This window comes from Acinetobacter sp. XH1741 (assembly GCF_041021895.1).
Classification (GTDB): domain Bacteria; phylum Pseudomonadota; class Gammaproteobacteria; order Pseudomonadales; family Moraxellaceae; genus Acinetobacter.
Genome location: NZ_CP157428.1, coordinates 3,730,061 through 3,753,641, shown reverse-complemented (window position 1 = coordinate 3,753,641; position 23,581 = coordinate 3,730,061). Strand labels below are relative to the sequence as shown.

The 23,581-nt window shown below is 39.4% G+C and carries 22 protein-coding genes and 1 riboswitch; of the genes, 14 read left to right on the top strand and 8 right to left on the bottom strand.

Annotated elements, in window-relative coordinates:
- Nucleotides 1-70 precede the first annotated feature (70 nt).
- Nucleotides 71-1,921 carry a TonB-dependent receptor gene (locus tag ABLB96_RS18000; protein ID WP_348896175.1) on the bottom strand — a complete coding sequence of 617 codons (1,851 nt, stop codon included), beginning with the start codon at nucleotides 1,919-1,921 and terminating at the stop codon, nucleotides 71-73.
- A gap of 23 nt (nucleotides 1,922-1,944) precedes the next feature.
- Nucleotides 1,945-2,152, bottom strand: a riboswitch (cobalamin riboswitch).
- A gap of 126 nt (nucleotides 2,153-2,278) precedes the next feature.
- On the opposite strand from ABLB96_RS18000, the gene ABLB96_RS17995 reads away from it, so the two are divergent.
- The 5 genes from ABLB96_RS17995 to ABLB96_RS17975 all read left to right on the top strand — a co-directional run bounded on the left by ABLB96_RS17995 (nucleotide 2,279) and on the right by ABLB96_RS17975 (nucleotide 6,296).
- Nucleotides 2,279-2,938: a phosphoribosylanthranilate isomerase gene (locus tag ABLB96_RS17995; RefSeq protein ID WP_348896174.1), complete on the top strand. Its 660-nt coding sequence runs from the start codon at nucleotides 2,279-2,281 to the stop codon at nucleotides 2,936-2,938.
- Nucleotides 2,922-4,151, top strand: a complete 1,230-nt coding sequence (gene trpB, locus ABLB96_RS17990; RefSeq protein WP_348896173.1) for a tryptophan synthase subunit beta — start codon at nucleotides 2,922-2,924, stop codon at nucleotides 4,149-4,151. The genes ABLB96_RS17995 and trpB overlap by 17 nt, the downstream gene beginning before the upstream one ends.
- A gap of 9 nt (nucleotides 4,152-4,160) precedes the next feature.
- A complete protein-coding gene (locus ABLB96_RS17985; RefSeq protein WP_348896172.1) occupies nucleotides 4,161-4,670 on the top strand; it encodes a DUF1543 domain-containing protein in 510 nt (169 codons plus the stop codon).
- Nucleotides 4,671-4,822: 152 nt separating this feature from the next.
- The gene (locus ABLB96_RS17980; RefSeq protein ID WP_348896171.1) at nucleotides 4,823-5,035 is read left to right on the top strand and encodes a hypothetical protein; all 213 of its coding nucleotides are present in this window, start codon (nucleotides 4,823-4,825) and stop codon (nucleotides 5,033-5,035) included.
- A 265-nt stretch (nucleotides 5,036-5,300) separates the two neighbouring features.
- A complete protein-coding gene (locus ABLB96_RS17975; RefSeq protein ID WP_348896170.1) occupies nucleotides 5,301-6,296 on the top strand; it encodes a DUF2804 domain-containing protein in 996 nt (331 codons plus the stop codon).
- A gap of 8 nt (nucleotides 6,297-6,304) precedes the next feature.
- Here the strand turns inward: ABLB96_RS17975 and ABLB96_RS17970 are convergent, their stop codons facing one another.
- The gene (locus tag ABLB96_RS17970; protein WP_348896169.1) at nucleotides 6,305-7,180 is read right to left on the bottom strand and encodes a metal-dependent hydrolase; all 876 of its coding nucleotides are present in this window, start codon (nucleotides 7,178-7,180) and stop codon (nucleotides 6,305-6,307) included.
- Nucleotides 7,181-7,298: 118 nt separating this feature from the next.
- On the opposite strand from ABLB96_RS17970, the gene ABLB96_RS17965 reads away from it, so the two are divergent.
- From ABLB96_RS17965 to ABLB96_RS17945, 5 genes are all read left to right on the top strand, one after another.
- Nucleotides 7,299-8,348, top strand: coding sequence for an AraC family transcriptional regulator ligand-binding domain-containing protein (locus ABLB96_RS17965; RefSeq protein ID WP_348896168.1), 1,050 nt, complete (start codon nucleotides 7,299-7,301; stop codon nucleotides 8,346-8,348).
- Nucleotides 8,349-8,592: 244 nt separating this feature from the next.
- Nucleotides 8,593-9,396, top strand: coding sequence for a tryptophan synthase subunit alpha (gene trpA / locus ABLB96_RS17960; RefSeq protein WP_348896167.1), 804 nt, complete (start codon nucleotides 8,593-8,595; stop codon nucleotides 9,394-9,396).
- Nucleotides 9,393-10,289 (top strand): acetyl-CoA carboxylase, carboxyltransferase subunit beta, encoded by an 897-nt coding sequence (accD, locus tag ABLB96_RS17955; RefSeq protein ID WP_004705709.1) that lies wholly within the window; start codon nucleotides 9,393-9,395, stop codon nucleotides 10,287-10,289. The genes trpA and accD overlap by 4 nt, the downstream gene beginning before the upstream one ends.
- Complete coding sequence (gene folC / locus ABLB96_RS17950; protein WP_348896166.1) at nucleotides 10,286-11,572, top strand: bifunctional tetrahydrofolate synthase/dihydrofolate synthase; 1,287 nt, start codon at nucleotides 10,286-10,288, stop codon at nucleotides 11,570-11,572. The genes accD and folC overlap by 4 nt, the downstream gene beginning before the upstream one ends.
- Complete coding sequence (locus ABLB96_RS17945) at nucleotides 11,563-12,648, top strand: SPOR domain-containing protein (protein ID WP_348896165.1); 1,086 nt, start codon at nucleotides 11,563-11,565, stop codon at nucleotides 12,646-12,648. Before folC ends, ABLB96_RS17945 begins: the two co-directional genes overlap by 10 nt.
- Nucleotides 12,649-12,674: 26 nt before the next feature.
- Here ABLB96_RS17945 and ABLB96_RS17940 read toward each other — a convergent pair whose 3' ends face one another.
- From ABLB96_RS17940 to ABLB96_RS17930, 3 genes are all read right to left on the bottom strand, one after another.
- Nucleotides 12,675-13,253 carry a dual specificity protein phosphatase family protein gene (locus ABLB96_RS17940; RefSeq protein ID WP_348896164.1) on the bottom strand — a complete coding sequence of 193 codons (579 nt, stop codon included), beginning with the start codon at nucleotides 13,251-13,253 and terminating at the stop codon, nucleotides 12,675-12,677.
- Nucleotides 13,250-14,062, bottom strand: a complete 813-nt coding sequence (locus ABLB96_RS17935; RefSeq protein WP_348896163.1) for an MBL fold metallo-hydrolase — start codon at nucleotides 14,060-14,062, stop codon at nucleotides 13,250-13,252. The genes ABLB96_RS17940 and ABLB96_RS17935 overlap by 4 nt, the downstream gene beginning before the upstream one ends.
- Before the next feature lie 349 nt (nucleotides 14,063-14,411).
- Nucleotides 14,412-15,053, bottom strand: a complete 642-nt coding sequence (locus ABLB96_RS17930) for a peroxiredoxin (protein ID WP_348896162.1) — start codon at nucleotides 15,051-15,053, stop codon at nucleotides 14,412-14,414.
- Between the two features lie 407 nt (nucleotides 15,054-15,460).
- On the opposite strand from ABLB96_RS17930, the gene secA reads away from it, so the two are divergent.
- Both secA and ABLB96_RS17920 read left to right on the top strand, forming a co-directional pair.
- Nucleotides 15,461-18,184 (top strand): preprotein translocase subunit SecA, encoded by a 2,724-nt coding sequence (secA, locus tag ABLB96_RS17925; protein ID WP_348896161.1) that lies wholly within the window; start codon nucleotides 15,461-15,463, stop codon nucleotides 18,182-18,184.
- A gap of 130 nt (nucleotides 18,185-18,314) precedes the next feature.
- The gene (locus ABLB96_RS17920; protein WP_348896160.1) at nucleotides 18,315-18,758 is read left to right on the top strand and encodes a hypothetical protein; all 444 of its coding nucleotides are present in this window, start codon (nucleotides 18,315-18,317) and stop codon (nucleotides 18,756-18,758) included.
- Nucleotides 18,759-18,824: 66 nt separating this feature from the next.
- Here ABLB96_RS17920 and ABLB96_RS17915 read toward each other — a convergent pair whose 3' ends face one another.
- Nucleotides 18,825-20,135 carry an MFS transporter gene (locus ABLB96_RS17915; RefSeq protein WP_348896159.1) on the bottom strand — a complete coding sequence of 437 codons (1,311 nt, stop codon included), beginning with the start codon at nucleotides 20,133-20,135 and terminating at the stop codon, nucleotides 18,825-18,827.
- A 134-nt stretch (nucleotides 20,136-20,269) separates the two neighbouring features.
- Nucleotides 20,270-20,911 (bottom strand): hemolysin III family protein, encoded by a 642-nt coding sequence (locus tag ABLB96_RS17910; RefSeq protein ID WP_348896158.1) that lies wholly within the window; start codon nucleotides 20,909-20,911, stop codon nucleotides 20,270-20,272.
- Nucleotides 20,912-21,038: 127 nt separating this feature from the next.
- On the opposite strand from ABLB96_RS17910, the gene ABLB96_RS17905 reads away from it, so the two are divergent.
- Complete coding sequence (locus ABLB96_RS17905) at nucleotides 21,039-22,250, top strand: SAM-dependent methyltransferase (protein ID WP_348896156.1); 1,212 nt, start codon at nucleotides 21,039-21,041, stop codon at nucleotides 22,248-22,250.
- Nucleotides 22,251-22,262: 12 nt separating this feature from the next.
- Nucleotides 22,263-22,682, top strand: a complete 420-nt coding sequence (locus tag ABLB96_RS17900) for a GNAT family N-acetyltransferase (protein ID WP_348896155.1) — start codon at nucleotides 22,263-22,265, stop codon at nucleotides 22,680-22,682.
- A 29-nt stretch (nucleotides 22,683-22,711) separates the two neighbouring features.
- Here the strand turns inward: ABLB96_RS17900 and ABLB96_RS17895 are convergent, their stop codons facing one another.
- On the bottom strand, nucleotides 22,712-23,572 hold the full coding sequence (locus ABLB96_RS17895; RefSeq protein ID WP_348896154.1) for a patatin family protein: 861 nt from the start codon (nucleotides 23,570-23,572) through the stop codon (nucleotides 22,712-22,714).
- Between the last annotated feature and the right edge of the window lie 9 nt (nucleotides 23,573-23,581).

The following is a 23,581-nucleotide window of genomic DNA, read 5'->3' as shown; positions in this document are numbered from 1 at the left end:
GGATAATGTCGGTCAGAACATTACCCCGAAACTGGAGTTAATAAAATATTTTTATAATCAGAGTGAAAAATTAATAACGGAAAGTTACACCTACAGAAGCTTGGCGGCCTGTATTAACATACCAGTCATTTGAAGGATAGGTATTTAATACTTCACGATATTGAACATCACCTACGTTTTGGATATTGGTAAATAATTTTACGTTAGGAATAACGTTCCAATAAGCATTTAAGTCTACCGTTGCATAACCAGGTACTCGCATAGAGTTTGCAGAATCTGCATAAGATTTAGCTCTAGCAATGATAGAAGCACTAATGCCATACACTGCATTTTCTAAACCTGTACTTACAGTGAGAGTCTGGCGAGGACGATAAGCAATTTCTGTATTATCTTTTTCATTTTCTGTTTTTACGTAAGCATATTCAGTAGATAAAAATAGATCATCTTGATGCCACTTTACTCCAGCTTCTCCACCAGTAAAGTTCGCTTTAGCTATATTTGTATTGGTACCTGCATTGTAGGCAATGAGATCTTTAATTTTTGTATGATAAACAGAAAAATTGGTACTCACATTGGATGTAAGATCATAGTTCATACCCATTTCATAAGAAGTACTTTTCTCTGGTGCTAAGTTTTCATTTCCACCCCATTGCGAATATAGTTCATTTAAGGTTGGGGCTCTGAAAGCACTGCCGATATTTGCATATACACTCGCATTAGGTAAGAAATGGTAGCGAATAGCACCTTGTCCAACAGTATGAGTACCAAAACGTTGGTTGTCTTCTAAACGAACACCGACTTGGGTATCAAAAAGATCATTTTTGAGTTGATGCTGTAAATAATACCCTGTGCTATTTACACTTTTATCCGAGTTCAGAATAGTATTAGTTTTATAATTTGCATCGTTATATGTTGCACCAACTAAAATATTCTGGTGTGGAGTAAATTTCCATTTAAGGTTTAGATCACTTTCATTATTCTCAGTATTGTAATATGAGTCGTAAGCAGGAACATTTTGTTTATCCTGAACATTTGTATAGTGTGCATTAATGATGAGATCAGGCAAGATATTATAAGCAACTTTTGTGTTGATAACTCTATTTTCAAATTGACGTTGTGCTGTATTGGTGATGTAGTCATTACTAAAAACGTTAGTACCTTTATTTTCACTAATTGAAGCAGAAGCATCTATTAAGTTTTCTTGGAAGAAGCCTACTTTAGCGTGATAACCTTTTTGATCATATCCAGCCTTTTCATTTTCTGATTGGCTTTCAAAAATACGTGTTCCATCACTTTCTAAGCGTTGTCCACCTAATTGTGCGTAGAAGCCTTGATCACTCACAAGATTGGCATTAACAATAGCCTTATAAGTGTTATTTTCACCATAAATACCAGTTAACTCAGCACCTGTTTTCTCGGGTTTTTTAGAAATTAACTGGACGACACCACCAATAGCATCACTTCCATATTGAACTGATGCTGGACCTTTTAATATTTCAATTTGTTGAACATCTGTTGTATCTAAAAATGCAGGATATAAAGGACCAAGTTCATTTTGACTATTTAAACGAGCACCATCTTTAAGTACTAATGTATGAACTGGTTTCGTGCCACGAATTGAAATTTCAGAAATCTGACCAAGACCGCCGCTTTGTTTTACATAAATAGAAGGATCACGTTGAATTATATCCGAAACATTTAACAGAGGATTCTGTTCAATGGTTTTTTCATCAATCACTGAAATACGTGCCGGAACTTCACTCGCTTTTTCAGCGCTTTTTGAAGCGGTCACTACAATTGGATCAAGCTGAGTTGCTTTTGTTGTATCATCAGCAAAAATAACAGGTGAAAACCCCATCGCAATAGCGATAGCCCCTACCAGACGGGTAGGTTGAAAAGACTTAGACATAACATGCTCCATACATTCACCCCACGTGAATGATCGGGTAGATAGATGAAACAAGTAGGTCTCCGGACTTCAGCGCCATATTTAAGTTATGGACATATTCACCTTCCCACATCACTGCAGTGGTGTAAGTCAAAACTGACTTAAAAAATATGCTTTACATTGTTACCGTTGCGGGGGCAGTGCCGGACTTTCACCAGCTTCCCTAAAGCATTAATTGCTTACACTTGCTTCCAATTTTACGCAGTATAAAGTGCCGAATTGCTTCCTACAATGTCATTTCGAGCAATTCCCAGAGAACTTTTACGCAAGGGACAAAAATTGCATTACAATGACGCTTATTTTAAAAAATGGTTGTAGTTTAGGCAGATTATGAGCCCATCAAACCAAAAACGTACACGAGCAAAAATCTGTGGAATTACTCGCGAGCAAGATGTTCAAGCGGTGGTGACTGCTGGAGCGGATGCGATAGGCTTTGTTTTTTTTCCGCCAAGTCCAAGACATGTAACAGTTGAACATGCACAACAATTAGCAAAAATAATTCCGCCTTATGTACAAATGGTTGGTTTGTTTGTAAATGCGACTGCTACTGAAATTCAGTCAGTACTTGATTGTGTTCCCCTAGATGTATTACAACTACATGGCGATGAGTCTCCTGAACAATGTCAGGAAATAGCTCGCCATTGTAAACGTCGTTGGTATAAAGCAATTCAGGTCAAACCTGATCTGGATGTTGTTGCTGAAATTCAAAAATATCAGGCAGTTGGTGCCAGTGCTGTATTGCTCGATGCGTGGCATCCTGAGCTCAAAGGGGGCACAGGACATCAGTTTGACTGGTCAAAATTCCCAAAACTTGATATTCCATTAATTTTGGCAGGTGGTTTAACCCCTGACAATGTCATTGACGCTATTCATACTACCGGTGCTTTTGCAGTAGATGTGAGCGGAGGCGTAGAGTCCGCAAAAGGTATAAAAGACCAACAACTCATTGAAAGATTTATGCAAGGAGTCCAACGTGGATCAGCAAAATAATGTGATTGACTATACCCAATTCCCAGATGCAAATGGGCATTTCGGTATCCATGGCGGACGTTTTGTGTCAGAAACTCTAATGGCGGCATTAGAAGATTTAGAAAATCTCTATTCCCGCATGAAAAATGATGAACAGTTTCTGGCAGAATTCGACCGCGATCTCGCCTACTATGTAGGTCGTCCTAGTCCACTTTATTATGCTGAGCGATGGTCAAAAGAGTTAGGTGGTGCGCAAGTTTATCTTAAACGTGAAGACTTGAACCATACAGGCTCACATAAGGTAAACAATACGATTGGTCAGGCATTACTTGCAAAGCTTTCTGGCAAGAAACGTATTATTGCTGAAACTGGAGCTGGGCAACATGGTGTGGCAACGGCAACAATTGCAGCACGTTTAGGCCTTGAATGTGTCGTTTATATGGGCGCCGAAGACGTTAAGCGTCAAGCCATGAACGTTTATCGTATGCGTTTATTGGGTGCTACCGTTGTTCCTGTGCAAAGCGGTTCAAAAACGCTTAAAGATGCCATGAACGAGGCAATGCGTGACTGGGTAACCAATGTTGATACTACATACTATGTGATTGGTACAGTTGCAGGTCCACACCCATATCCTCAACTCGTTCGTGACTTCCAGTCGATTATTGGTCGTGAAGCACGCAAGCAAATTTTGGAGCAAGCAGGTCGCTTACCAGATGCATTAGTTGCATGTGTGGGTGGCGGTTCAAATGCGATGGGCTTATTCTATCCATTCTTAAATGATGCCAATGTGAAAATGTATGGTGTTGAAGCAGCTGGTTTCGGTATTGAAACGGGGAAACACTCTGCGCCGTTAAATGCAGGTCATGTAGGTGTATTGCATGGTAACCGTACTTACCTCATGAGTGACGAACAAGGTCAGATCATTGAGACACATAGTATCTCAGCGGGCCTTGATTATCCGGGCGTTGGTCCTGAACATAGCTTCTTGAAAGATATGAAGCGTGTGGAATATGTACCAATTAACGATACAGAAGCTTTGCAAGGTTTCCGTGATTTAACCAAAATCGAAGGGATTATTCCTGCGCTTGAAAGCTCGCACGCGATGGCCTATGTGTCTAAGCTTGCACCAACGATGTCTAAAGATCAGATTATTATTGCGACTGTTTCAGGTCGTGGTGATAAAGATTTAATGACAGTTGCACGCATTGATGGCGTAGAAATGGTTGAGATGTAAGAGAAAAAAATGCCAAGTTTGTTTATGGTGATGTTGGGTGGGCGTCATGCACGTGCCAATACTGAAGTCCATGATGTGGTTATGGCAGTAGGGGATACTTTGGAAGAAGTTTACCCTCAGCTTAAACAGGCTTGGTTTGGTGATGCTCAAGGATTGCATATCGATGCTTGGGCCAAGCTTTCAGGTGTTAGCTCTCAAGGACAAAACTATCAAATTCAGTTTTCCGATGCAGCTCCATCAGCTTCGGATAAAAAGCTGTATTTGATTAATCTAGGTGGTTATACACCCAAGGCTTTTGGCGAGTTGCATAGCTACCATTTGGTTGTGGCAACAGATGCTGCGACTGCAAAACAATTGGGTAAACAGTTTATTGAACAAGACTGGCATAAACCCCATACCGACCGTGTAGTGGATATCGATGACTGTATTCCGATTGACCATATTGCAGGTCGTTATATCCAGTTAGTGAAAGGTGAGTTTCAGCCAACACTTTGGGAAAATACTTATATACATCTCTAATTGTTCTTAAAAAAAGCTTAAAGTTAAAAATAAAATATAAAAAGTTGCCGATCTCATGTATAGCTCTCTCAAATCGCAACTTTTTTGTAGCACTATTTACAATTAATGTGCTTAGACTAGAAGCTCAACATAAGCTCTTTGGAGTAAACAAAATGGGTCTTTTAGATGAAGTAGGTAAAATTGCTGGTGCTATTATCGCGGAACAAGGTGTCGATAAATTAGATCCAGATGCAGGTATTCTTGAAAAAGCAGCGAGTGCTTTTGCAGGTTATGAAGCAGCGAAAATCGCTGAAAATAAATTGGAAAATAAAGATAGCGAGCAGGAATCAGAGCCAGAACAACAACAGAGTGATGATGACGCTTAATTTTTAGAAATTGAAGTACACTTAAATCTCGAGTTGAATTTGATTTTGTTGATAAATCGGATCACAACCACTTAGACAGACCCTCAAAGAGTTTAAGTTATTGAATTTAGATTTAAGTGAATATCAGAAAAAGAGCATATTTATATGCTCTTTTTTTATTGTTCATCGAAAAGTCATTTGAAGATCAGCCAGATGTGTAGCCAATTGCTCAGTGAACAGTCTATTATGACTAGGTGGTGAGCAAGAAATAAACGGATAATAAAGAATGGATTTAATTCAAGAAAATGGACAGCCTCGTTACGGGCGTTTTGAATCTGTACCATCCACTATTCATATACAACGTTATATTTATAAAACACCTTATGGCAAAGTTTTAACAGGCTGGCGTAAGCAATTAAAATATAAAAAATTTAAATTCTGCGGTATTCAGCATGAACACTATAGTATTGGTCTAGCTATTGCAGATATTGGCTGGGTCGGGCACGGTTTTTTCTATATTTATGACCATAAAACAGAGCAAGTGATTGAATGGAACGCGATTCAACCATTAGGTCATAAAACCTATCTTGATGAACAGCCGCTGTTTAATCAAAGCTATTTTTCTAAATCGCCTTATCAAATTGATATTCAACATGCCAATGGCGTGCGATACATACGAGTGACTAAATATGGGGAGATTCAACTCAGCGCTCGAATTTTTTGCGCAGGAACAGATATATTAAGTTTGTGTTCTCCTACAGGTATTAATGGTTGGACTTATACCCAAAAGCAGACCACTTTGGCTGTAGAAGGAATGTTTATTAATAAGCACAATCAAGTTGTGCAATTTGATGAACAAACATTTGCATCCTTAGATGATACCTGTGGGTTTTTGCGACCTGAGACAGCTTGGTTTTGGCTCTCATGTAATTTTTGGGATGAGCAGGGAAGACGTATTGGTTTAAATTTAGCTTCGGGTGTGAATGAAAGTTTTGGGAATGAAAACTGTTTATGGGTGAATGGTGTTTTATTTCCACTTACAGATGTCTTATTTGAAAAAGTAAATGATGAGTTATGGAAAATTAGCTCTTTAGATCAAAAACTTAATCTACAAGTGCAGATTGGCTGGTGCCGATACGAAAACATTAATCTAAGAATGATAGGCAGTCAGTTTAACCAGTGGCAGGCTAAAATTAGCGGTACGATTGAGCATGAGACAGCTAATATCATTACTTGTAATGCGCAATACGGTCTATTAGAACAACATTATGCAAAATGGTAACAAGCAGGTCATAGACCTGCTTGCCAAAATGCTTCACCAGCTGCAATCGGATCATTGGTTTTTTCTAGAGTTTCAATCCAAACAGGGTACTGACGAATAACTGGGTGTTGGCTTGGGTGAAAATCTTTTTTAAACCAGTCCAGATATTGGTTTTTCATGGCGGTTAATGTGCCATTTTTACCAAAAAACCAAGGTAAACCTTTAAGAGTCATTAATAGTCTTTGTCTAGAGCTAAAGCCATCACATTTCAGCATGATATTGGTTCTATAAAGCGTAAAACCTAACATAAGGACAGTGGTAAAAACGAGTACAAAACGACGTGTTGACTCTGGTACTTCCCCCACTTGCTTCATGACATCAAATGCCACATCACGATGTTCCATTTCTTCAATAGCATGCCAAGCAAACAGAGCGCGCACATATGGGTGAGCATTTTCCAAGGTTTTTTTATTGCTATAGAAGGTTTCTGCCATTAACGCTGTTAAATGTTCAGCCGCCGCTGTCATTGCAATGTTATATTGCGGTGAGCGGTTAGTTAACTCAAAACGGAAAATTCTTTTAAGGGTGGTTGTGAACTGTTCAACAGGCATGCCTTGTTCTTTCATGAGCTGATTCATTTTGTCATGAGCAATACCGTGTTGAGCTTCTTGTTTAATAAAGTCAGCAACTCGTCTTTGAAGTTCCGGATCATCAATTTTGTCGCGAAACATACGCACACACTCAATAAAATAACGTTCTCCATCTGGAAAAGTTAAGCTGAGTGCATCAAACATACGAGTTAAAAAAGGATCATTATTAAACCAAAAGCGTGGTGCTTCGTTTAAGTGAAAATCTAGATCTTTACGAACTACTGGCTCGACCTGATAAGAAACATGTGCGTTCATTTTTTATTTCTCGCAACTAAGCTTTTCATTAGTATGTCGTGATTGGTCGGCTTTGTTTTGACAGTTATTGCCAATTTTTATACAGTTTGCGACAAATGGCAGTAAAAAAGGAAACGCCATGAGAGACTTTACGATCTCAAATGGATACTTTTACCTTTGGAATACGTATTTAAAAGAAAGGGAAATAGATTGGCAGGAACTTGATTTAACCCAATTTCAAGCTCGCCAAGTTCAAAATATTTTATCGACTTCTATTGATGCTCAGTCTTCTTTGCATCTTTTTATTGAGCTTTTAGAGCTGACTGAATCTCGGTTACAGGTCACTAATTTGGCTTTAGAAATGGCAACCTGTATTACACCTGCCAACTTTGGGGTGCTCGGTTATATGGCATCCCGAAGTGATAATTTAGGTCAAGTGGTTGAGTATATTGCTAGATTTCATCGGTTGGTGATTGATGGTGAACAAGTTGTACCTATGCAAATCGAACAGGATGCTTCCAAAATTCGCTTATATTGGCCTTTGGTAGATTCGAGTAATATTGTACTTAGTGAGTTAACCTTAGCCGCAATGGTACAACTTGCTAAAGAGATCGTCCCATTACATGATTTTCTGTTGCAGCATGTGGAGTTCGTACACCGAGCTCGAAGTCCATTCGTTCATTATCAGCGTTTCTTTCAGTGTAAAATTTCATTTGAACAACCGTACTATGCATTAACTTTTGCAAGTGAAGGGTTAAATGCTCGGCCTCAGCATGCTGACCCAACTTTAGTACAACTTTTAGTAAAACAAGCTGAAGATGCTTTGGCTCAACGGAAAAATTACACAGACCTCGCTCAACAAATACATTGGATCGTTCAGGAATATTTTAAGCAAAAGCAACAGGCTCCTAAAATAGAAGATATTGCCATCGAATTGAATATTTCGGTACGGAGTTTGCAACGCCAACTACAGTCGTTAAACACTTCATTTAAATTAATTTTAGATGCCGAGCGTATGAAACGCTGCGAAATATTGTTGAGTCAAAATGAAAGCCTTACTGCAATTGCCGAGCAGTTGGGTTATTCAGATCAGTCTGCACTTGCCAGAGCACATAAAAATTTAACAGGCCAAACTTTATTAGCTCGTAAAAAACAATTACAGCTCACCCATAAAACTATAGCGAAATAGATTTTTTGATGTTTTTTTATTCGAAACACAACCCAATAATGGCTCAAAAATAGGAAGCTTTGATCATTGAGAAAAGTTTCAAAATATTGATAAATGTACGCCATGGGTTGTATGAATCATACAATCGAATATCGCCATAACGTTAGAGCTGTTCAATGAACAAAAAATAGCGTTAAAATGCGATGTTCTTGTATTTCTACAAACAACTCCTCAATTTTAAATAATTCAAGGAAAGCACAACCCTATGTCACGTCTTGCCACCCGTTTTGAAAAGTTGCAGTCCCAACAACGTAAAGCGCTTGTATCTTACGTCATGGCGGGTGATCCACAGCCACAAGTAACAGTTCCGTTACTTCATAAAATGGTTGCGGCAGGAGTAGACGTCATTGAGCTTGGTTTACCATTTTCAGATCCGATGGCTGATGGTCCGGTAATTGCACTTGCTGCTGAACGCGCACTTGCAGCAGGGACTAACACCCTCGATGCACTTAACATGGTAAAAAAATTTCGTGAACAGGATCAGGATACACCTGTTGTTTTGATGGGATATCTCAATCCGGTTGAAGTGATTGGTTACGAGAAGTTTGTTTCTTATGCGAAACAATGTGGTGTAGATGGCTTATTACTTGTGGATTTACCACCAGAAGAGTCAAAAGAATTTGGTGCGATCTTAAAACAGCATGATATGGACCAAATTTTCTTACTTGCACCGACCTCAACTGACCAACGTATTCAACATGTAGCGAATCAGGCGAGTGGATTTATCTACTATGTTTCACTTAAAGGTGTGACTGGTGCAGCGACTTTAGATACTTCTGAAGCTGCGGCACGTATTGAGAAAATCAAGAGTGTAACTAACGTTCCTGTTGGCGTTGGTTTTGGTATTAGTGATGCTGCTTCTGCGAAAGCGATGGGTAGTGTTGCCGATGCTGTGATTGTAGGTAGTGCTTTCGTTAAATCTTTTGCAACGTTGGCAGCTGATGAAGCTGTTGAACAGACGGTGAATAAAGTCAAGGAGCTTCGAGCAGCGCTCGATGAGTTAGTATGAATCAAGAAGTGAAATCAGGGAAAGTTCTTAGCCCTTCGACACCATGGACACAGCGTCCAGTACCAGGTATTGAAGTTGCAGATGAGCAACAAACTCTCAAAGCAACATTTACCGAGCCGACTATTGAGTGCCCTGAATGTCATGCTTTAGTGACGCGTACTGCAATATCTTTCAACGCGTACGTATGTCCGCAGTGTGACGAACACTTAAAAATGAAAGCTCGTGACCGCTTAAACTGGTTCTTCGACAATGTTGTGACTGAATTAGGTCAAGAGTTTAGCGCGAAAGATCCATTGAAGTTTGTTGATAGCAAACCATATCCAGAACGTATGCGTGAAGCGCAAACCAAAACTGGTGAAACGGAAGCGTTAATTGCCATGCAAGGTAACTTAAATGGCGTAGACATGATTGCATGTGCTTTTGAGTTCGACTTTATGGGTGGCTCAATGGGTACTGTAGTTGGTGACCGTTTCGTTCAGGCTGCCGAGCTTGCAATTGAAAAACGCCAACCATTAATCTGCTTTGCAGCTTCTGGTGGTGCGCGTATGCAAGAAGGTATGTTGTCACTTATGCAAATGGCGCGTACTTCTGCTGCAATTCAAAAATTAAAAGATGCAGGTTTACCTTACATCGTAGTGTTAACACATCCAGTATATGGCGGTGTAACAGCTTCTTTAGCAATGTTGGGTGATATTCATATTGCTGAACCTAAAGCGATGATTGGTTTTGCAGGTAAACGTGTAATTGAACAAACTGTACGTGAAACATTGGAAGAACCATTCCAACGTGCTGAATATTTGCTTGATCATGGTGTAATCGATCAGATTGTTCATCGCCATGCTTTACGTGATACTGTATCTCGACTTGTATCGAAATTGATGAACTTACCTTGAAACAACAAGCTCCACTTTCAATAGACTCTTTAGATACATGGCTCAATTATTGGAGCCATGTTCACGTTACAGGGATCGATCTTGGTCTGGAACGTGTTATTCCCGTAGCAGAAAAATTAGGCGTGACGAAACCCGCTGCTAAAGTTTTTACTGTTGCTGGAACAAACGGGAAAGGTTCAACGACAACAACACTTGCGTCTATATTAAATGCACAAGGGTATAAAGTTGGGTTGTACCAATCACCGCATATCTATCGTTTTAACGAGCGAGTCAAGTTGGGTGGAGTTGAAGTTGATGATCAAAGCCTGATTGATGCTTTTGTACAAGTTGATCAGGCTCGTCGTGATTGCGATCTAAGCTTATCGTTTTTTGAAGCAACCACTTTGGCTGCTTTTGTCATTTTTAAGCAGCAACAATGCGATGTGTGGGTACTTGAAGTGGGGTTGGGTGGACGTCTAGATGTCGTCAATGTCATTGACCCTGATATCGCCGTAATCACAAATATTGGTCTAGATCATATAGACTGGTTAGGTGATACCATTGAGAAAATTGCTTTTGAAAAAGCAGGTATTATTCGTCCTCATATTCCTGTAATTTTTGCAGGTGAGCAACCTTTACCCCAAGCTATTCAAGATAAAGCAAATATCTCGGAAGCAACGCTATATACTATTCATAAAGACTATTTTTATAAAATTGCCGATGATGGAAAGCATTGGTATTTTGCAAGTGAAGGCACTACTTTAAAGTTACCGTTAGGGACGCTTGCGATTGAAAATATTGCAGGTGCGGTTGCCGCTGTATTAAATAGCGGACTTGAAATCTCTCAATTAGCGCTAGAGCAAGGGATTGAAAATGCACGCTTGGCAGGACGCTTTGAAGTACGTCAAGTCAATGGAAAAACCATAATTTTTGATGCCGGACACAATCCTCATGGTGTTGAATTTTTGTTAAAGCAATTGCGAAATTTCTTAGAATACAATAAACAGTACACAGAAGTTGTCGCAGTATTTTCAATGCTGGCAGATAAAGATATAAAATCAGTAGTGGATTTATTGAAAACTACTGTTTTACATTGGAAAATTGCTGAGTTGAATGTGCCGCGTGCTGCACCGATTCAGCAATTGAATGATGCCCTGCAAGGCCAGACAGTACAACAATTTGGCAATATCAAAGAGGCTTTTAAATCAGCGCTTGAGCAAACAAATAACAATCAGCTGATTTTGGCCTGTGGTTCGTTTCATACTTTAGAAGCGATTTGGGAGTATTTGGAAGAATGTCAATGAATAACAAACAACGCTGGATGGGTGGCGTTGTTTTATTAGGTGGTGGTGTTTTATTGGCAGCATTACTTCTAAAAGGAAATGAAGAAATAAAACATGTGGGTGCTCAGCCCCAAACATCAACATCACCGAAACTACACGCCAAACCAAAGCAATCAGCTCAAGAAGGGCAGATGGTACAGCTTCAGCCACTTGCAGTGGATGTTGAAACAGAAAAACGTCTTCTTGAAGAACAACGTCGCTCTCGTGAAAAAGCTGTAGCAGAACAAGAAGCTCGTGCTGCCCAGTTCTTGGCAATGCAACAACAGGCCGAAGCTGATGCTGCGCGTAAAGCTGCTGCTGAATATGCAGCGATTAATGCTCGTCGAGCTGCTGCACAAGAAAGCTCAGATAATATTCCTCCCGAAGTTGCTGGGGAGGGTAAGGCAAAAGCTCAGCAAAATGATACAAAAAAGACAGTAGATACAGCTAAAGCAGATGCCGATAAAAAAGTGGCAGAAGTAAAGAAGCAAGCTGAAGCTGACAAAAAAGCGGCTGAAGCAAAGCGTCAAGCTGAAGCTGATAAAAAGGCAGCTGAGGCAAAACGTCAAGCTGAAGCTGAAAAGAAAGCAGCAGAAGCTAAACGTCAGGCCGAAGCAGATAAAAAAGCAGAAGCTAAACGTCAGGCTGAAGCAGATAAAAAAGCAGAAGCAAAACATCAAGCTGAGGCAGAAAAGAAAGCTGAAGCTAAGAAACATGCAGAAGCAGAAAAGAAAGCAGAAACTAAGCATAAAGCTGAGGCTGAGAAAAAAGCCGAAGCTGAGAAAGCGCGTGATTTGCTTGAAAATGGCGATAAAAAATGGATGGTACAAGTTGCATTGGCTGCCAATCAGGCAAATGCTGACTCTGTTGTGTCTAAACTACGTGCTAAAGGCTATAAGGTTACGACAAGCCCAACCAGTAAAGGTATTCGTATTATGGTTGGACCATCGAAAGACCGTGATACCGCAGATGCAGCTCGTAAGAAAATTACCTCTGACTCCAGCTTAAATATGAAGTCAGCATGGGTAATCGATTGGGTACCGCTAGATCAGCGATAACCTGATTTAAGTTTTTACTCAAAAAGTTAAGATGGATTTGACAGTTGCTGTTGAATCCATTTTACATTTTCAGGGGTAAATAAATGGTCAATATTTTTCCAAATAATATGATAGCCATATCCACCTTGCTGCATTTCTTTAACAGCATCATCGATTGCCCAATGCTCAAAAATAATTCGATACATAGCAATACTAGCGCCAGTACGGTCTGAACCATGATAGCAATGTAATAAAACACGTTGATTATTTTGCTTGGCAATTTTAATTTGTTGCATGACTTTTAACAGGTCTTGTCGGTTAATCGCCCATGTATTAATCGGTATATGAACAAGATTGAAATTTTCATTTTTAAAAACCACACTATCTGAATCCTTGGCTCTTAAATTAATAATCGTCCCAATTTGATGGTTTTTTAACTCAGGAATCATCATAGTATTCGGTTGTTCACTACGAAAAATGTCGTTGCTCACCTGATAAAAATTATGGTTTTGAGAAACTAAGCTTGCCCAATCTTTAGGTCTCTGCGCCTGTACAATACTTTCATGTTGCATACAACCTTGTAGGCTTAAACATAGAGCAAGCGCAATGAGTAAAATTTTTTTCATGTTTGGTACCGTCGAAGATCATGAGGATCATGGGCGCAAATGATTTCAATATTTGGTTCATGTTGAGCCAAATATTGTAGCTTTTTAAGGTTAATAACACGTTTGTCGTTATCCTCTGCAAATGTTTTTTCTATAAGCCTAAGAGGCCTTAATTTATTTGTAGGGTTTAATTCTAGATGTGAATAATAAGCATCTCCGCAAAACAACAACCACTGATCTTGTTGTTTAATGGCAATACCACAATGGCCTGCTGAATGGCCTAAGAGTGGAATCATTAATATTTCATCTTGGAACAGCGGGAAACCTTTTACTTTTTCAAGGTTGAACCATTTTTCACCTTGCTGATCTTCAACAAAATTCCAATAGCGGTGATGGTTATATTGATTGGTTCTATAACGAAGCTTACCTTTAAAGTTGGGTAGTTGAGCAGCGTTATATTCAGCAGCTAGTACGTGTACTGTGGCGTGGGGGAAGTCCGAAATGCCGCCTGCATGATCAAAATCGAGGTGGGTAATGAAGATATGTTGTACGTCTTTAGGATGAAATCCAAGTTTTTGAATTTGCTGAATAGCACTGAATTCAAGATTCGATTCAATTTTCCCCAAACGTTTAACTAAAGAGCCAAGGCGCTGCTGCATATGTAAATAGTCTTGTAAACCAAAGCCTGTATCAATAAGCACAAGGCCTCGATCGGTTTCTACTAAAAGACAATGACACACTATCTCCGCCTTCCAGCCCTTTTGTCCAAATAAAGGTGCGCAGACAGGACACATACTGCCGCATTTTAAATGATGAATTTTATGGATCATATTTTTTGTTTTTTGTACAAACTCCTTAGGAGTTATAACTGATCTCGGCAGTAAAAACCATGTGTATTCAATAATGAAAAAAAAGCCATCTATGGAGATGGCTTCGGAGAGGAAAAATAATCGCCTGGAAGCGATGGTTCTTTTGTTATTAAATTTTAAAATAGTCACCTAAGCGGTTTGGTCATCTTATAGGATGACTTTAAGATGTTTGCCTACGCACTGCGTTTGTCTTTCAGGGAACTTTTCACAAGCCTGCCTACGCGCTTTGCTTGTCTTGTAGTCAATTTTTCAAATGTTTGCCTACGCACTGCGTTTGTCTTGCGCTTCGATTAAAGCCTGTTTAAAGGCTTTAATCTTGCTCAGGCTGTGGCGTGAGGCGTAAATATGGTTTCACCGCAGTGTAGCCTTTCGGGAAGCGTTGCTTAATTTCTTCTTCATCTTTCAGTGACGGTACAATTACAACATCTTCACCTTGTTTCCAGTTTGCTGGAGTAGCCACTTTATGCTTATCGGTTAATTGGAGAGAGTCAACCACACGTAAGACTTCGTTAAAGTTACGACCAGTCGATGCCGGGTAGGTAATGATTAAACGAACTTTTTTGTTCGGATCAATAATGACTAAAGAACGAACCGTAAGTGTCTCACTGGCATTTGGATGAATGAAACCATATAACTCAGATACTTTACGGTCTTTATCCGCAATGATTGGAAAGTTAACCGTGGTATTTTGAGTTTCATTAATGTCATTAATCCAACCTTTATGTGACTCAACATCATCTACAGATAAGGCAATTGCTTTAACATTACGTTTTTCAAATTCATCTTTTAATTTTGCTGTAAAACCTAATTCAGTTGTACATACAGGGGTATAGTCAGCGGGATGAGAAAATAAAATACCCCAACTATCACCTAAAAAATCATAAAAATTGATTGTGCCTTCGCTTGATTCCTGTTGAAAATCAGGGGCAGTATCTCCTAATCGTAGTGTCATGATCGTTCCTCAATTGCTTAAAATTTGTTATATGTTTAAACGACTATGCCGCAATTTATTTATTATTAAAATTATTGTTTTTGTATTTTATTATGAAATTTTTATATAAGTGTAAATATATATGACTAAAACTCGTGAATTTAAGCACTCAATCAATGTAACTTTAAGATAAATTTGCTAAATTAGCTTTCTCGGAAGTTGTGTTCAATAGATGAGCGTTAATGTTGACTTTTTAGGTGCCGGTCATATGAAAGGGGCTTAGAGAAAGGGTAAAACCGTTTATCTAACTATCAGATTTTTTTTATGGGTTTTGTGCAAACCCCTTGTACTTCAAATTTCTGACACCATAATAAACAACTGAGAAAAAATTTATTCATTTGACCAAGCAAGATTTAGAGAGTTTATCCATGTTGGCAAGTCTGATCGGAGGTATCTTCGGTACAAAAAATGAGCGTGAACTCAAACGCATGCGCAAAATTGTTGAGCAAATCAATGCGCTCGAGCCGACGATATCAGCCTTAAGCGATGCAGACTTATCTGCAAAAACTCCAGAATTCAAACAACGTTATAGCAATGGCGAAAGTTTAGATAAGTTACTCCCTGAAGCGTTTGCAGTTTGTCGTGAGGCGGCGAAACGTGTAATGGGTATGCGCCATTATGATGTTCAATTGATTGGTGGTATTACTCTACACGAAGGCAAAATTGCCGAAATGCGTACCGGTGAAGGTAAAACCCTGATGGGTACTTTGGCGTGTTACTTAAACGCATTAAGTGGCGAAGGCGTTCATGTTATTACTGTAAACGATTACTTGGCACAGCGTGATGCTGAGTTAAACCGTCCGTTATTTGAGTTTTTAGGTTTAAGCATTGGTACGATTTATTCAATGCAAGAACCAGCAGAAAAAGCAGCAGCTTATCTTGCTGATATTACCTATGGTACCAACAACGAATTTGGTTTTGATTACTTGCGTGACAACATGGTGTTTTCGTTAGCAGAAAAGAAACAACGTGGTTTGCACTATGCAATTATCGATGAAGTTGACTCAATCTTGATTGATGAGGCACGTACGCCTTTAATTATTTCTGGTCAAAGTGAAGACTCTTCACACCTCTATACTGCAATCAATACGATTCCACCAAAATTACATCCGCAAAAAGAAGAAAAAGTTGCTGATGGTGGACATTTCTGGATTGATGAAAAGCAGCGTTCAGTTGAAATGACCGAAATCGGTTATGAAACTGTAGAACAAGAACTGATTCAAATGGGCTTGTTGGCAGAAGGCGAAAGCTTATATTCAGCAACTAACCTAAATCTTGTTCACCATGTGTCTGCGGCGATTCGTGCGCACTTCTTATTCCAACGTGACGTTCACTATATTATTCACGAAGGTGAAGTGGTTATTGTCGATGAACATACGGGTCGTACAATGCCGGGTCGTCGTTGGTCAGAAGGTCTGCATCAAGCTGTTGAAGCAAAAGAAGGTTTAGAAATTCAACCTGAAAACCAGACTTTAGCAACCACTACATTCCAGAACTATTTCCGTCTTTATAAAAAGCTTTCAGGTATGACAGGTACTGCTGATACTGAAGCTGCGGAAATGAAAGAAATTTATGGTCTTGATGTTGTGATTATTCCAACACATCGCCCAATGGTTCGTAATGACCAAAACGATTTAATCTATTTAAATCGTAATGGTAAATATAATGCCATTATTCAAGAGATTATGAATATTCGTGAGCAGGGTGTCGCGCCAATTCTAATTGGTACAGCAACCATTGAAGCCAGTGAAATTCTATCTTCTAAATTGATGCAAGCTGGTATCCATCATGAAGTTTTGAACGCAAAACAGCATGAGCGTGAAGCCGATATTATTGCTCAAGCGGGTAGCCCAAATGCAGTAACAATTGCAACAAACATGGCTGGTCGTGGTACAGATATTATCTTGGGTGGTAACTGGAAAGCGAAACTTGCCAAAATTGAGAACCCAACAGCAGAAGATGAAGCTCTTCTGAAAGCACAGTGGGAACAGGACCACGAAGATGTATTGCAAGCTGGTGGTTTGCATATTATTGGTTCTGAACGCCATGAATCACGTCGTATTGACAACCAGTTACGTGGTCGTGCGGGCCGTCAGGGTGACCCTGGTGTTTCTCGCTTCTATTTATCTCTTGAAGATGACTTGATGCGTATTTTCGCAGGTGACCGTGTTGTCGCTATGATGCGTGCAATGGGTCTACAAGAAAACGAAGCGATTGAACATAAAATGGTAAGTCGTTCTATCGAAAATGCACAACGTAAAGTTGAGGCGCGTAACTTCGATATTCGTAAAAACTTACTTAAATATGACGATGTGAATAATGAGCAACGTAAAATCATTTATTCACAACGTGATGAAGTGTTAGCTGAAAATACGCTACAAGACTATGTTGAAGAAATGCATCATGAAGTGATGCAAGCTATGATTGCTAACTTCATTCCACCTGAGTCGATCCATGACCAATGGGATGTAGAAGGCTTGGAAAATGCTTTACGTGTTGATTTAGGTATTGAGTTACCAGTTCAAGAATGGTTAGAGCAAGACCGCCGTCTTGATGAAGAAGGTTTGGTTGAGCGTATTAGCGATGAAGTGCTTACACGTTATCGTCAACGTCGTGCACAAATGGGTGATGAATCGGCAGCAATGCTTGAGCGTCATTTCGTTTTAAATTCGCTTGATCGCCACTGGAAAGACCATTTGGCTGCAATGGACTATTTACGCCAAGGGATCCATTTACGTGGCTATGCTCAAAAGAACCCTGAGCAGGAATATAAGAAAGAAGCATTTAACTTGTTTGTGAATATGTTGGGTGTAATTAAAACTGATGTTGTAACTGATTTGTCTCGTGTACATATCCCAACAGCAGAAGAGCTTGCAGAAATGGAAGCTCAACAGCAGCAGCAAGCAGAATCAATGAAGCTTTCTTTTGAACATGATGATGTTGATGGCTTAACAGGGGAAGTAACCGCTTCTCAAGAAACTCTTAATGAGGCAAGTGCTGATCAACAAATGTTCCCTGTACCTGAAAGTCGCAATGCACCATGTCCATGTGGTTCTGGTCTAAAATATAAGCAGTGTCACGGTAAAATTTAATTTGCCGTTAAAAAAAAGCAGAACATTCGTTCTGCTTTTTTTATGATTGTAGTAAGCGTGTGAATAATGTTTGCAGTTTTAAGCATTAAATGCTATTTACTTCTCATCCAGAGTGTATGTTGGAAAGACAATGAAAAAAGTATTACAACCTTTATTTTTAACTGTTCTTGCTGTGCCAAGTTTTGTTTTCGCAGCAGAAACAGCTACCGCCCCTCAAACTACAACGGTTGATAAGGTACTTGCGGCAAAAGGCCCAACTTCAGCGCAGGCTGTAGTGAAGCAAGAAAATACAACGGTGATTAGCCCTCGTACGGGCATTCGTTACACATTGGGTAATACAGGTAATCGCCCAATCATTTTACAAACTACTGCGATTGCTCCAGCAAACTCTGCAAACATTAATCGTATTGTGGCAACTAACCCTGCTTTATCTGCAAAAAGCCAAGAAAAAGCAAAAATTGCTTTAATTGGTGAAGCAGCAGTTGCGGGTGCAGCAGCAGTTGCAGCAAGTAATGTTACTGCTCCAGCAGCAGCAAATGGTGTTGCGCCAGCAAACCCTGCATCAATGAATTAATTTTCATATATAAAAAAGCCGGTCAATTTTGAACCGGCTTTTTTATATTAGAGTGTTTGAAAATAATTAAATTTGATTATTTACATCTTCATTCTTAGTTTCACGTATCAATAAAAACGCAACTAATGATAAAAGTGAGGCTGCTGTAAGATAATAACCTACTGCATATAAACCATAAGTTTCAGCAAGTTTAGTCGCAATAAGTGGGGCAAAAGATGCGCCAAAAATACCAGCCAAATTAAAGGTTAATGCTGAACCTGTGTAACGAACTGAGGTTGGGAAAAGTTCAGAAAGAACAGTACCAATCGGACCGTAGGTCAATCCCATAATCGCTAAGCCTGTACATAAGAAAAGAAATACGATGAAAGTATTTCCAGACTCTAGCATGCTAGAGAAAAATAATCCGAAGATTGCAGCAGCAATACATACACCAATAGATGTTGTTTTACGACCAAATTTTTCTGCAAAAATAGCGGATAAAGGAATGAAAGCTGCAAAACAAAGGGTCGCAAACAGTTGAAGTTCTAAGAACTCACCACGTGCATAGCCAAGCTTCGTAGTTCCCCAGTTTAATGCAAATACGGTAGTAAGATAGAACACAACGAAGGTACAGATTGCGGCAATTGTACCAAGTACAAGTTTACCTGGATGTTTCGTTATAACTTCTTTAAATGGAATATTAACTTCTTTTTGCTTATCTAAAACCTTTTGGAAAGCAGGGGTCTCGTGAAGCTTTAACCGGATATATAGACCCACAATAACTAAAATCGCACTTGCGATAAAAGGAATGCGCCAGCCCCATTGCATGAATGCTTGTTCAGGAATAGCCGCACTTAAAAATAAGAATGAACCCGTTGCTAAAATAAAACCAATAGGGGCACCAAGCTGTGGAAACATGCCATACCATGCACGTTTACCTTCTGGGGCATTTTCAGTCGCTAATAGTACTGCGCCACTCCATTCACCCCCCAAACCTAAGCCTTGTCCTAGACGGCAAGCAGCCAACAGTAATGGTGCGACAATCCCGATTTGAGCATAAGTTGGAAGTAAGCCAATGCACACGGTGGATATACCCATAGTCAGCAAAGCTGCCACTAAGGTTGCTTTACGGCCAATACGGTCTCCTAAATGGCCAAATAAAGCCGCACCGATTGGACGAGCAATAAAAGCGATCGCGAAAGTTGCTAGTGATTGTAAAACGGCAGCACTGCCACTACTGGCAGGGAAAAATAGATGGGGAAAAATGATAACAGCAGCAGTTGCATAGATATAAAAGTCGAAGAACTCAATGGTTGTACCGACTAAGCTTGCAAACAAAACCCGTGTTTTCGAATTGGTCGCTACTACAGGAGCAGCAGTCGCAGAGGTTGACTCCATATAAGTCCTTATATAAGTTAAAATTTATTTTTAGTTTACTATTCTCTTTAAAGGCATATTTTTCTTAAAAGAATAGTGTGAAAGAACATCATCCATGACTCTTTCAGGATCACTGAATATGAGTGAAAAATGGATTAAACAACGTACCAATAGATTGCAAGGAAGTGTGCTCCTGCACCTAGAAGTACAAAAATATGCCAGATTGCATGGGTATATCTTACCTTTTTTAACGCGTAAAACAATGCTCCAACAGTGTAAGCTAAACCACCAATAATCAAATACATCAAAGCATCTTTGCTTAAATAGGTACGCATATCATCCATTACAAAAATCGCAAGCCATCCCATCACGATATAAGCAAGTAATGAAATTTTCTGGAAACGATGAATAAAAATTAACTTGAAAAGTGTACCAATTGCAGCAATGCTCCAAAGTGCGACAAGTAAAATATAAGCTTTTTGCGTAGGTATAGCGACGCTTAAGAATGGGGTATATGTTCCAGCAATTAAATAATAAATAGCAGTGTGGTCGAGTTTTTTATACCAGTAACGTAGGTTTTGGGTTTGAGCAAAGTGATAGAGGGTCGAGCTGGTAAAAACAAGAATCAAGCTAAATGAATATACCCATAAACCGACCCACTGAGCAGTTGAAAGATAAGATCCTTTTATAATTAAAAAGATAGAGGCCAGTATGGCCATAATGACTCCAGCTCCATGGCTGTAGGCATTAAAAAGTTCTTCTTTGGGATCGTAAGTTTCTAACACCGATTTGCTCATAAGTTTATTTTTTTGATTAAAAATACAAATGTATAGAAATACAAAACAGTCGTAAAGTTATTTTATTTTTAATCCTATACCCTTTAAACTTTCAGTTTATATGAGTCACCATTTTTTAGGTATATCCGTGTCGGTTTTCTCCTTTGAGCAAGAACAGCAATTCTTTCATGAAATCAAACAAATGCTTGATCAGCAGACTTTTGAGCGTTTGATTTTGAGTCAATATAAAGGAGAGTTGGCACAGCTGGAAAAAATTACTTTCCGTGTTGTAGAGTTAAATGGAAAAAAACAGCTTTCAGCTTTATACCATCATACTACTCAAGATATGACCAAAAATTATAACTTTGAGGAGGGCTTAGAGCAGATCGCAGATTTACTTGTACAGTGTAAGCAAGCGAATTTATTTTCAGTTCATCAAGAAATTCAGCTTAAAAAAAATAAGAAGAAAGCCATGCTTAACATTGGCAAAAAACAAAGCGTGAATTCGGCTCAAACTATACAAGCACATGACCGTGAGAAACAGCGTTATGTGCAGCAGAGTAGTGCATTTTTAAGAGAGCTTGGCATTACCGATGAGAAAGCTCAAATCATTCCAAGTATGGCCCGTAAATGGAAACAGATTAATAAATTTATCGAAATTTTTGCGAGCGCATATGAGCAGATTGATGCAGAGCAAAAAGAGTTACGCATTGTCGATTTTGGTTCAGGGAAAGGTTATTTGACTTTTGCTCTTTATGATTATTTACAAGAACAGCAAAAAGTTCCCTTAATTACGGGTGTAGAGCTTCGCAGCAATTTGGTGGAGTTTTGCCAGAACGTTGCAGACAAAGTGCATTTTAATCATTTAGACTTTTTTGAAGGCGATGTTCGTAGTTATCAGCCGGAAAAACTAGACGTCATGATTGCTTTGCATGCGTGTGATATTGCGACTGACTTTGCTATTCATACTGGAATTCGTTTAAACGCTTCAATGATTATGTGCGCGCCGTGTTGTCATAAAGAATTACGTCCACAGTTGCATAGTCCTGAAGTTTTACAACCCATGCTACAGTTTGGTATTCATGCTGGGCAACAAGCTGAAATGCTGACTGACACTTTACGTGCGTTGCTTTTAAAAGCATACGGTTATGAAACCAAAGTTTTTGAGTTTGTATCGCTTGAACATACCAGTAAAAATAAAATGATTTTGGCAACAAAACGCAAAAATGTTTCTCAACCTGATGCCAAGATTATGGCTCAAATCCAAGCATTGAAAGAAATGTACGGTATTAAAAAACAGACCTTAGAATTGTTATTACAAGATCAGTTACCGATCGAGAATGTTGGCTGCAAGTGCTAGGGCGGAGAGTGAATGTATAAAATTATAGCAGGCGGTTGGGAGCAGCTTGAGAAAGATGCAAAATACATCCGTGAGCAAGTCTTTATTCAGGAACAAGGAATTGCACCTGAAGATGAATGGGATGACTTGGATGCTATGGTTTTACATTTTATTGTTTATGACCAAGAGCAACCTATCGCTACAGCACGTCTGTTGCCACAACATAGTGTAGGGCGTGTTGCTGTTTTAATGCCTTATCGCAAGCAGGGTATAGGTAAAATTTTAATGCAGTATATTATTGACTATGCGTGCAATCAAAAATTACCTTACTTAAAGCTTTCAGCACAAACGTATGTGAAGGCTTTTTACGAAGCTTTAGGCTTTAAAGTGCAGGGCGAGGTTTACCAAGACTGCGGTATCCCTCATATAGATATGGTTTTAGCCTTAAGTTGAGACTTCTTTTTAGAAATCTCAACTTTGAATTACTTCATTGCATTCCAGTTTTCGATAGCTTGTAAGCCTGTCTCTATACCAACTTCATAACTATAACGAAGCTTTTTCGGATTGGTACTTAAACGGCCAGCCATATTTTTAAGTGGTGGTGGGCACACTTCTAAAATTTGCTGGTCTGGATTTTCACTACGAACAAAATCAACCGAAGCATTATAACGGGCACAGCGGTTACGCAAACTATTTGCAAAACCATAATGGTGTTTAAACGCATATTTTGCGAGGAATTGGTCGCCTCGGCTGCTGGCTTTAAAGTAGTTTTTCGGACGAGTACGCAAAACTAACAGTTTTTTGACACCACTTTGCTGAGCCGTCCAGCGAATGGGGAGTGCATCTGCAACACCACCATCAAAATATGGTTCACCCATAATATCGACGGGATGACGCGTTAAAACTGGAATTGAGCTAGAAGCACGAAGCGCATTTAGCAAATTATCTTTACCAGCACGAAGATATTCGGCATGACCAGTTTTGGCATGCGTCAACACCATATAAAAATCAGGGTTATTCGCAAAAAGACGCTGCTGGTCAAGTGGATGTTCTTGTTCACCAATTTCCCACATCCATTTTAAATCGAGTAAATCACCGCCTTTAAAGAAGCGCTTGTAATCGATAAATTCAGGACGGAGTGAATGGTCAACATAGAATGTTAACGTTCGGCCTTGCTGACCTGCTAAGTAGTTAGCCACGTTGGTAGAGCCAGAAGATACACCAACGTATAAGTCAAAAGGATTGAACTGCTGTTGTAGAAAAGCATCAAGTACACCACTGGTAAAGGCACCACGCATACCTCCACCTTCTACAACCAGTGCGTTACGGGAAAAATCTGTCATTTGAAAAAT

What these genes read in the sequence shown, in the direction of transcription:
- ABLB96_RS17900 (WP_348896155.1), top strand. Translation starts at nt 22,263, where the DNA reads ATGTATAAAATTATAGCAGGCGGTTGGGAGCAGCTTGAGAAAGATGCA.
- accD (WP_004705709.1), top strand. Translation starts at nt 9,393, where the DNA reads ATGAATCAAGAAGTGAAATCAGGGAAAGTTCTTAGCCCTTCGACACCA.
- ABLB96_RS17930 (WP_348896162.1), bottom strand. Translation starts at nt 15,053, where the DNA reads ATGACACTACGATTAGGAGATACTGCCCCTGATTTTCAACAGGAATCA.
- secA (WP_348896161.1), top strand. Translation starts at nt 15,461, where the DNA reads ATGTTGGCAAGTCTGATCGGAGGTATCTTCGGTACAAAAAATGAGCGT.
- ABLB96_RS17995 (WP_348896174.1), top strand. Translation starts at nt 2,279, where the DNA reads ATGAGCCCATCAAACCAAAAACGTACACGAGCAAAAATCTGTGGAATT.
- ABLB96_RS17915 (WP_348896159.1), bottom strand. Translation starts at nt 20,135, where the DNA reads ATGGAGTCAACCTCTGCGACTGCTGCTCCTGTAGTAGCGACCAATTCG.
- ABLB96_RS17975 (WP_348896170.1), top strand. Translation starts at nt 5,301, where the DNA reads ATGGATTTAATTCAAGAAAATGGACAGCCTCGTTACGGGCGTTTTGAA.
- ABLB96_RS17935 (WP_348896163.1), bottom strand. Translation starts at nt 14,062, where the DNA reads ATGATCCATAAAATTCATCATTTAAAATGCGGCAGTATGTGTCCTGTC.
- trpA (WP_348896167.1), top strand. Translation starts at nt 8,593, where the DNA reads ATGTCACGTCTTGCCACCCGTTTTGAAAAGTTGCAGTCCCAACAACGT.
- ABLB96_RS17985 (WP_348896172.1), top strand. Translation starts at nt 4,161, where the DNA reads ATGCCAAGTTTGTTTATGGTGATGTTGGGTGGGCGTCATGCACGTGCC.
- ABLB96_RS17895 (WP_348896154.1), bottom strand. Translation starts at nt 23,572, where the DNA reads ATGACAGATTTTTCCCGTAACGCACTGGTTGTAGAAGGTGGAGGTATG.
- ABLB96_RS17980 (WP_348896171.1), top strand. Translation starts at nt 4,823, where the DNA reads ATGGGTCTTTTAGATGAAGTAGGTAAAATTGCTGGTGCTATTATCGCG.
- ABLB96_RS17910 (WP_348896158.1), bottom strand. Translation starts at nt 20,911, where the DNA reads ATGAGCAAATCGGTGTTAGAAACTTACGATCCCAAAGAAGAACTTTTT.
- ABLB96_RS17970 (WP_348896169.1), bottom strand. Translation starts at nt 7,180, where the DNA reads ATGAACGCACATGTTTCTTATCAGGTCGAGCCAGTAGTTCGTAAAGAT.
- ABLB96_RS17920 (WP_348896160.1), top strand. Translation starts at nt 18,315, where the DNA reads ATGAAAAAAGTATTACAACCTTTATTTTTAACTGTTCTTGCTGTGCCA.
- ABLB96_RS17945 (WP_348896165.1), top strand. Translation starts at nt 11,563, where the DNA reads ATGTCAATGAATAACAAACAACGCTGGATGGGTGGCGTTGTTTTATTA.
- ABLB96_RS17940 (WP_348896164.1), bottom strand. Translation starts at nt 13,253, where the DNA reads ATGAAAAAAATTTTACTCATTGCGCTTGCTCTATGTTTAAGCCTACAA.
- ABLB96_RS17965 (WP_348896168.1), top strand. Translation starts at nt 7,299, where the DNA reads ATGAGAGACTTTACGATCTCAAATGGATACTTTTACCTTTGGAATACG.
- ABLB96_RS18000 (WP_348896175.1), bottom strand. Translation starts at nt 1,921, where the DNA reads ATGGAGCATGTTATGTCTAAGTCTTTTCAACCTACCCGTCTGGTAGGG.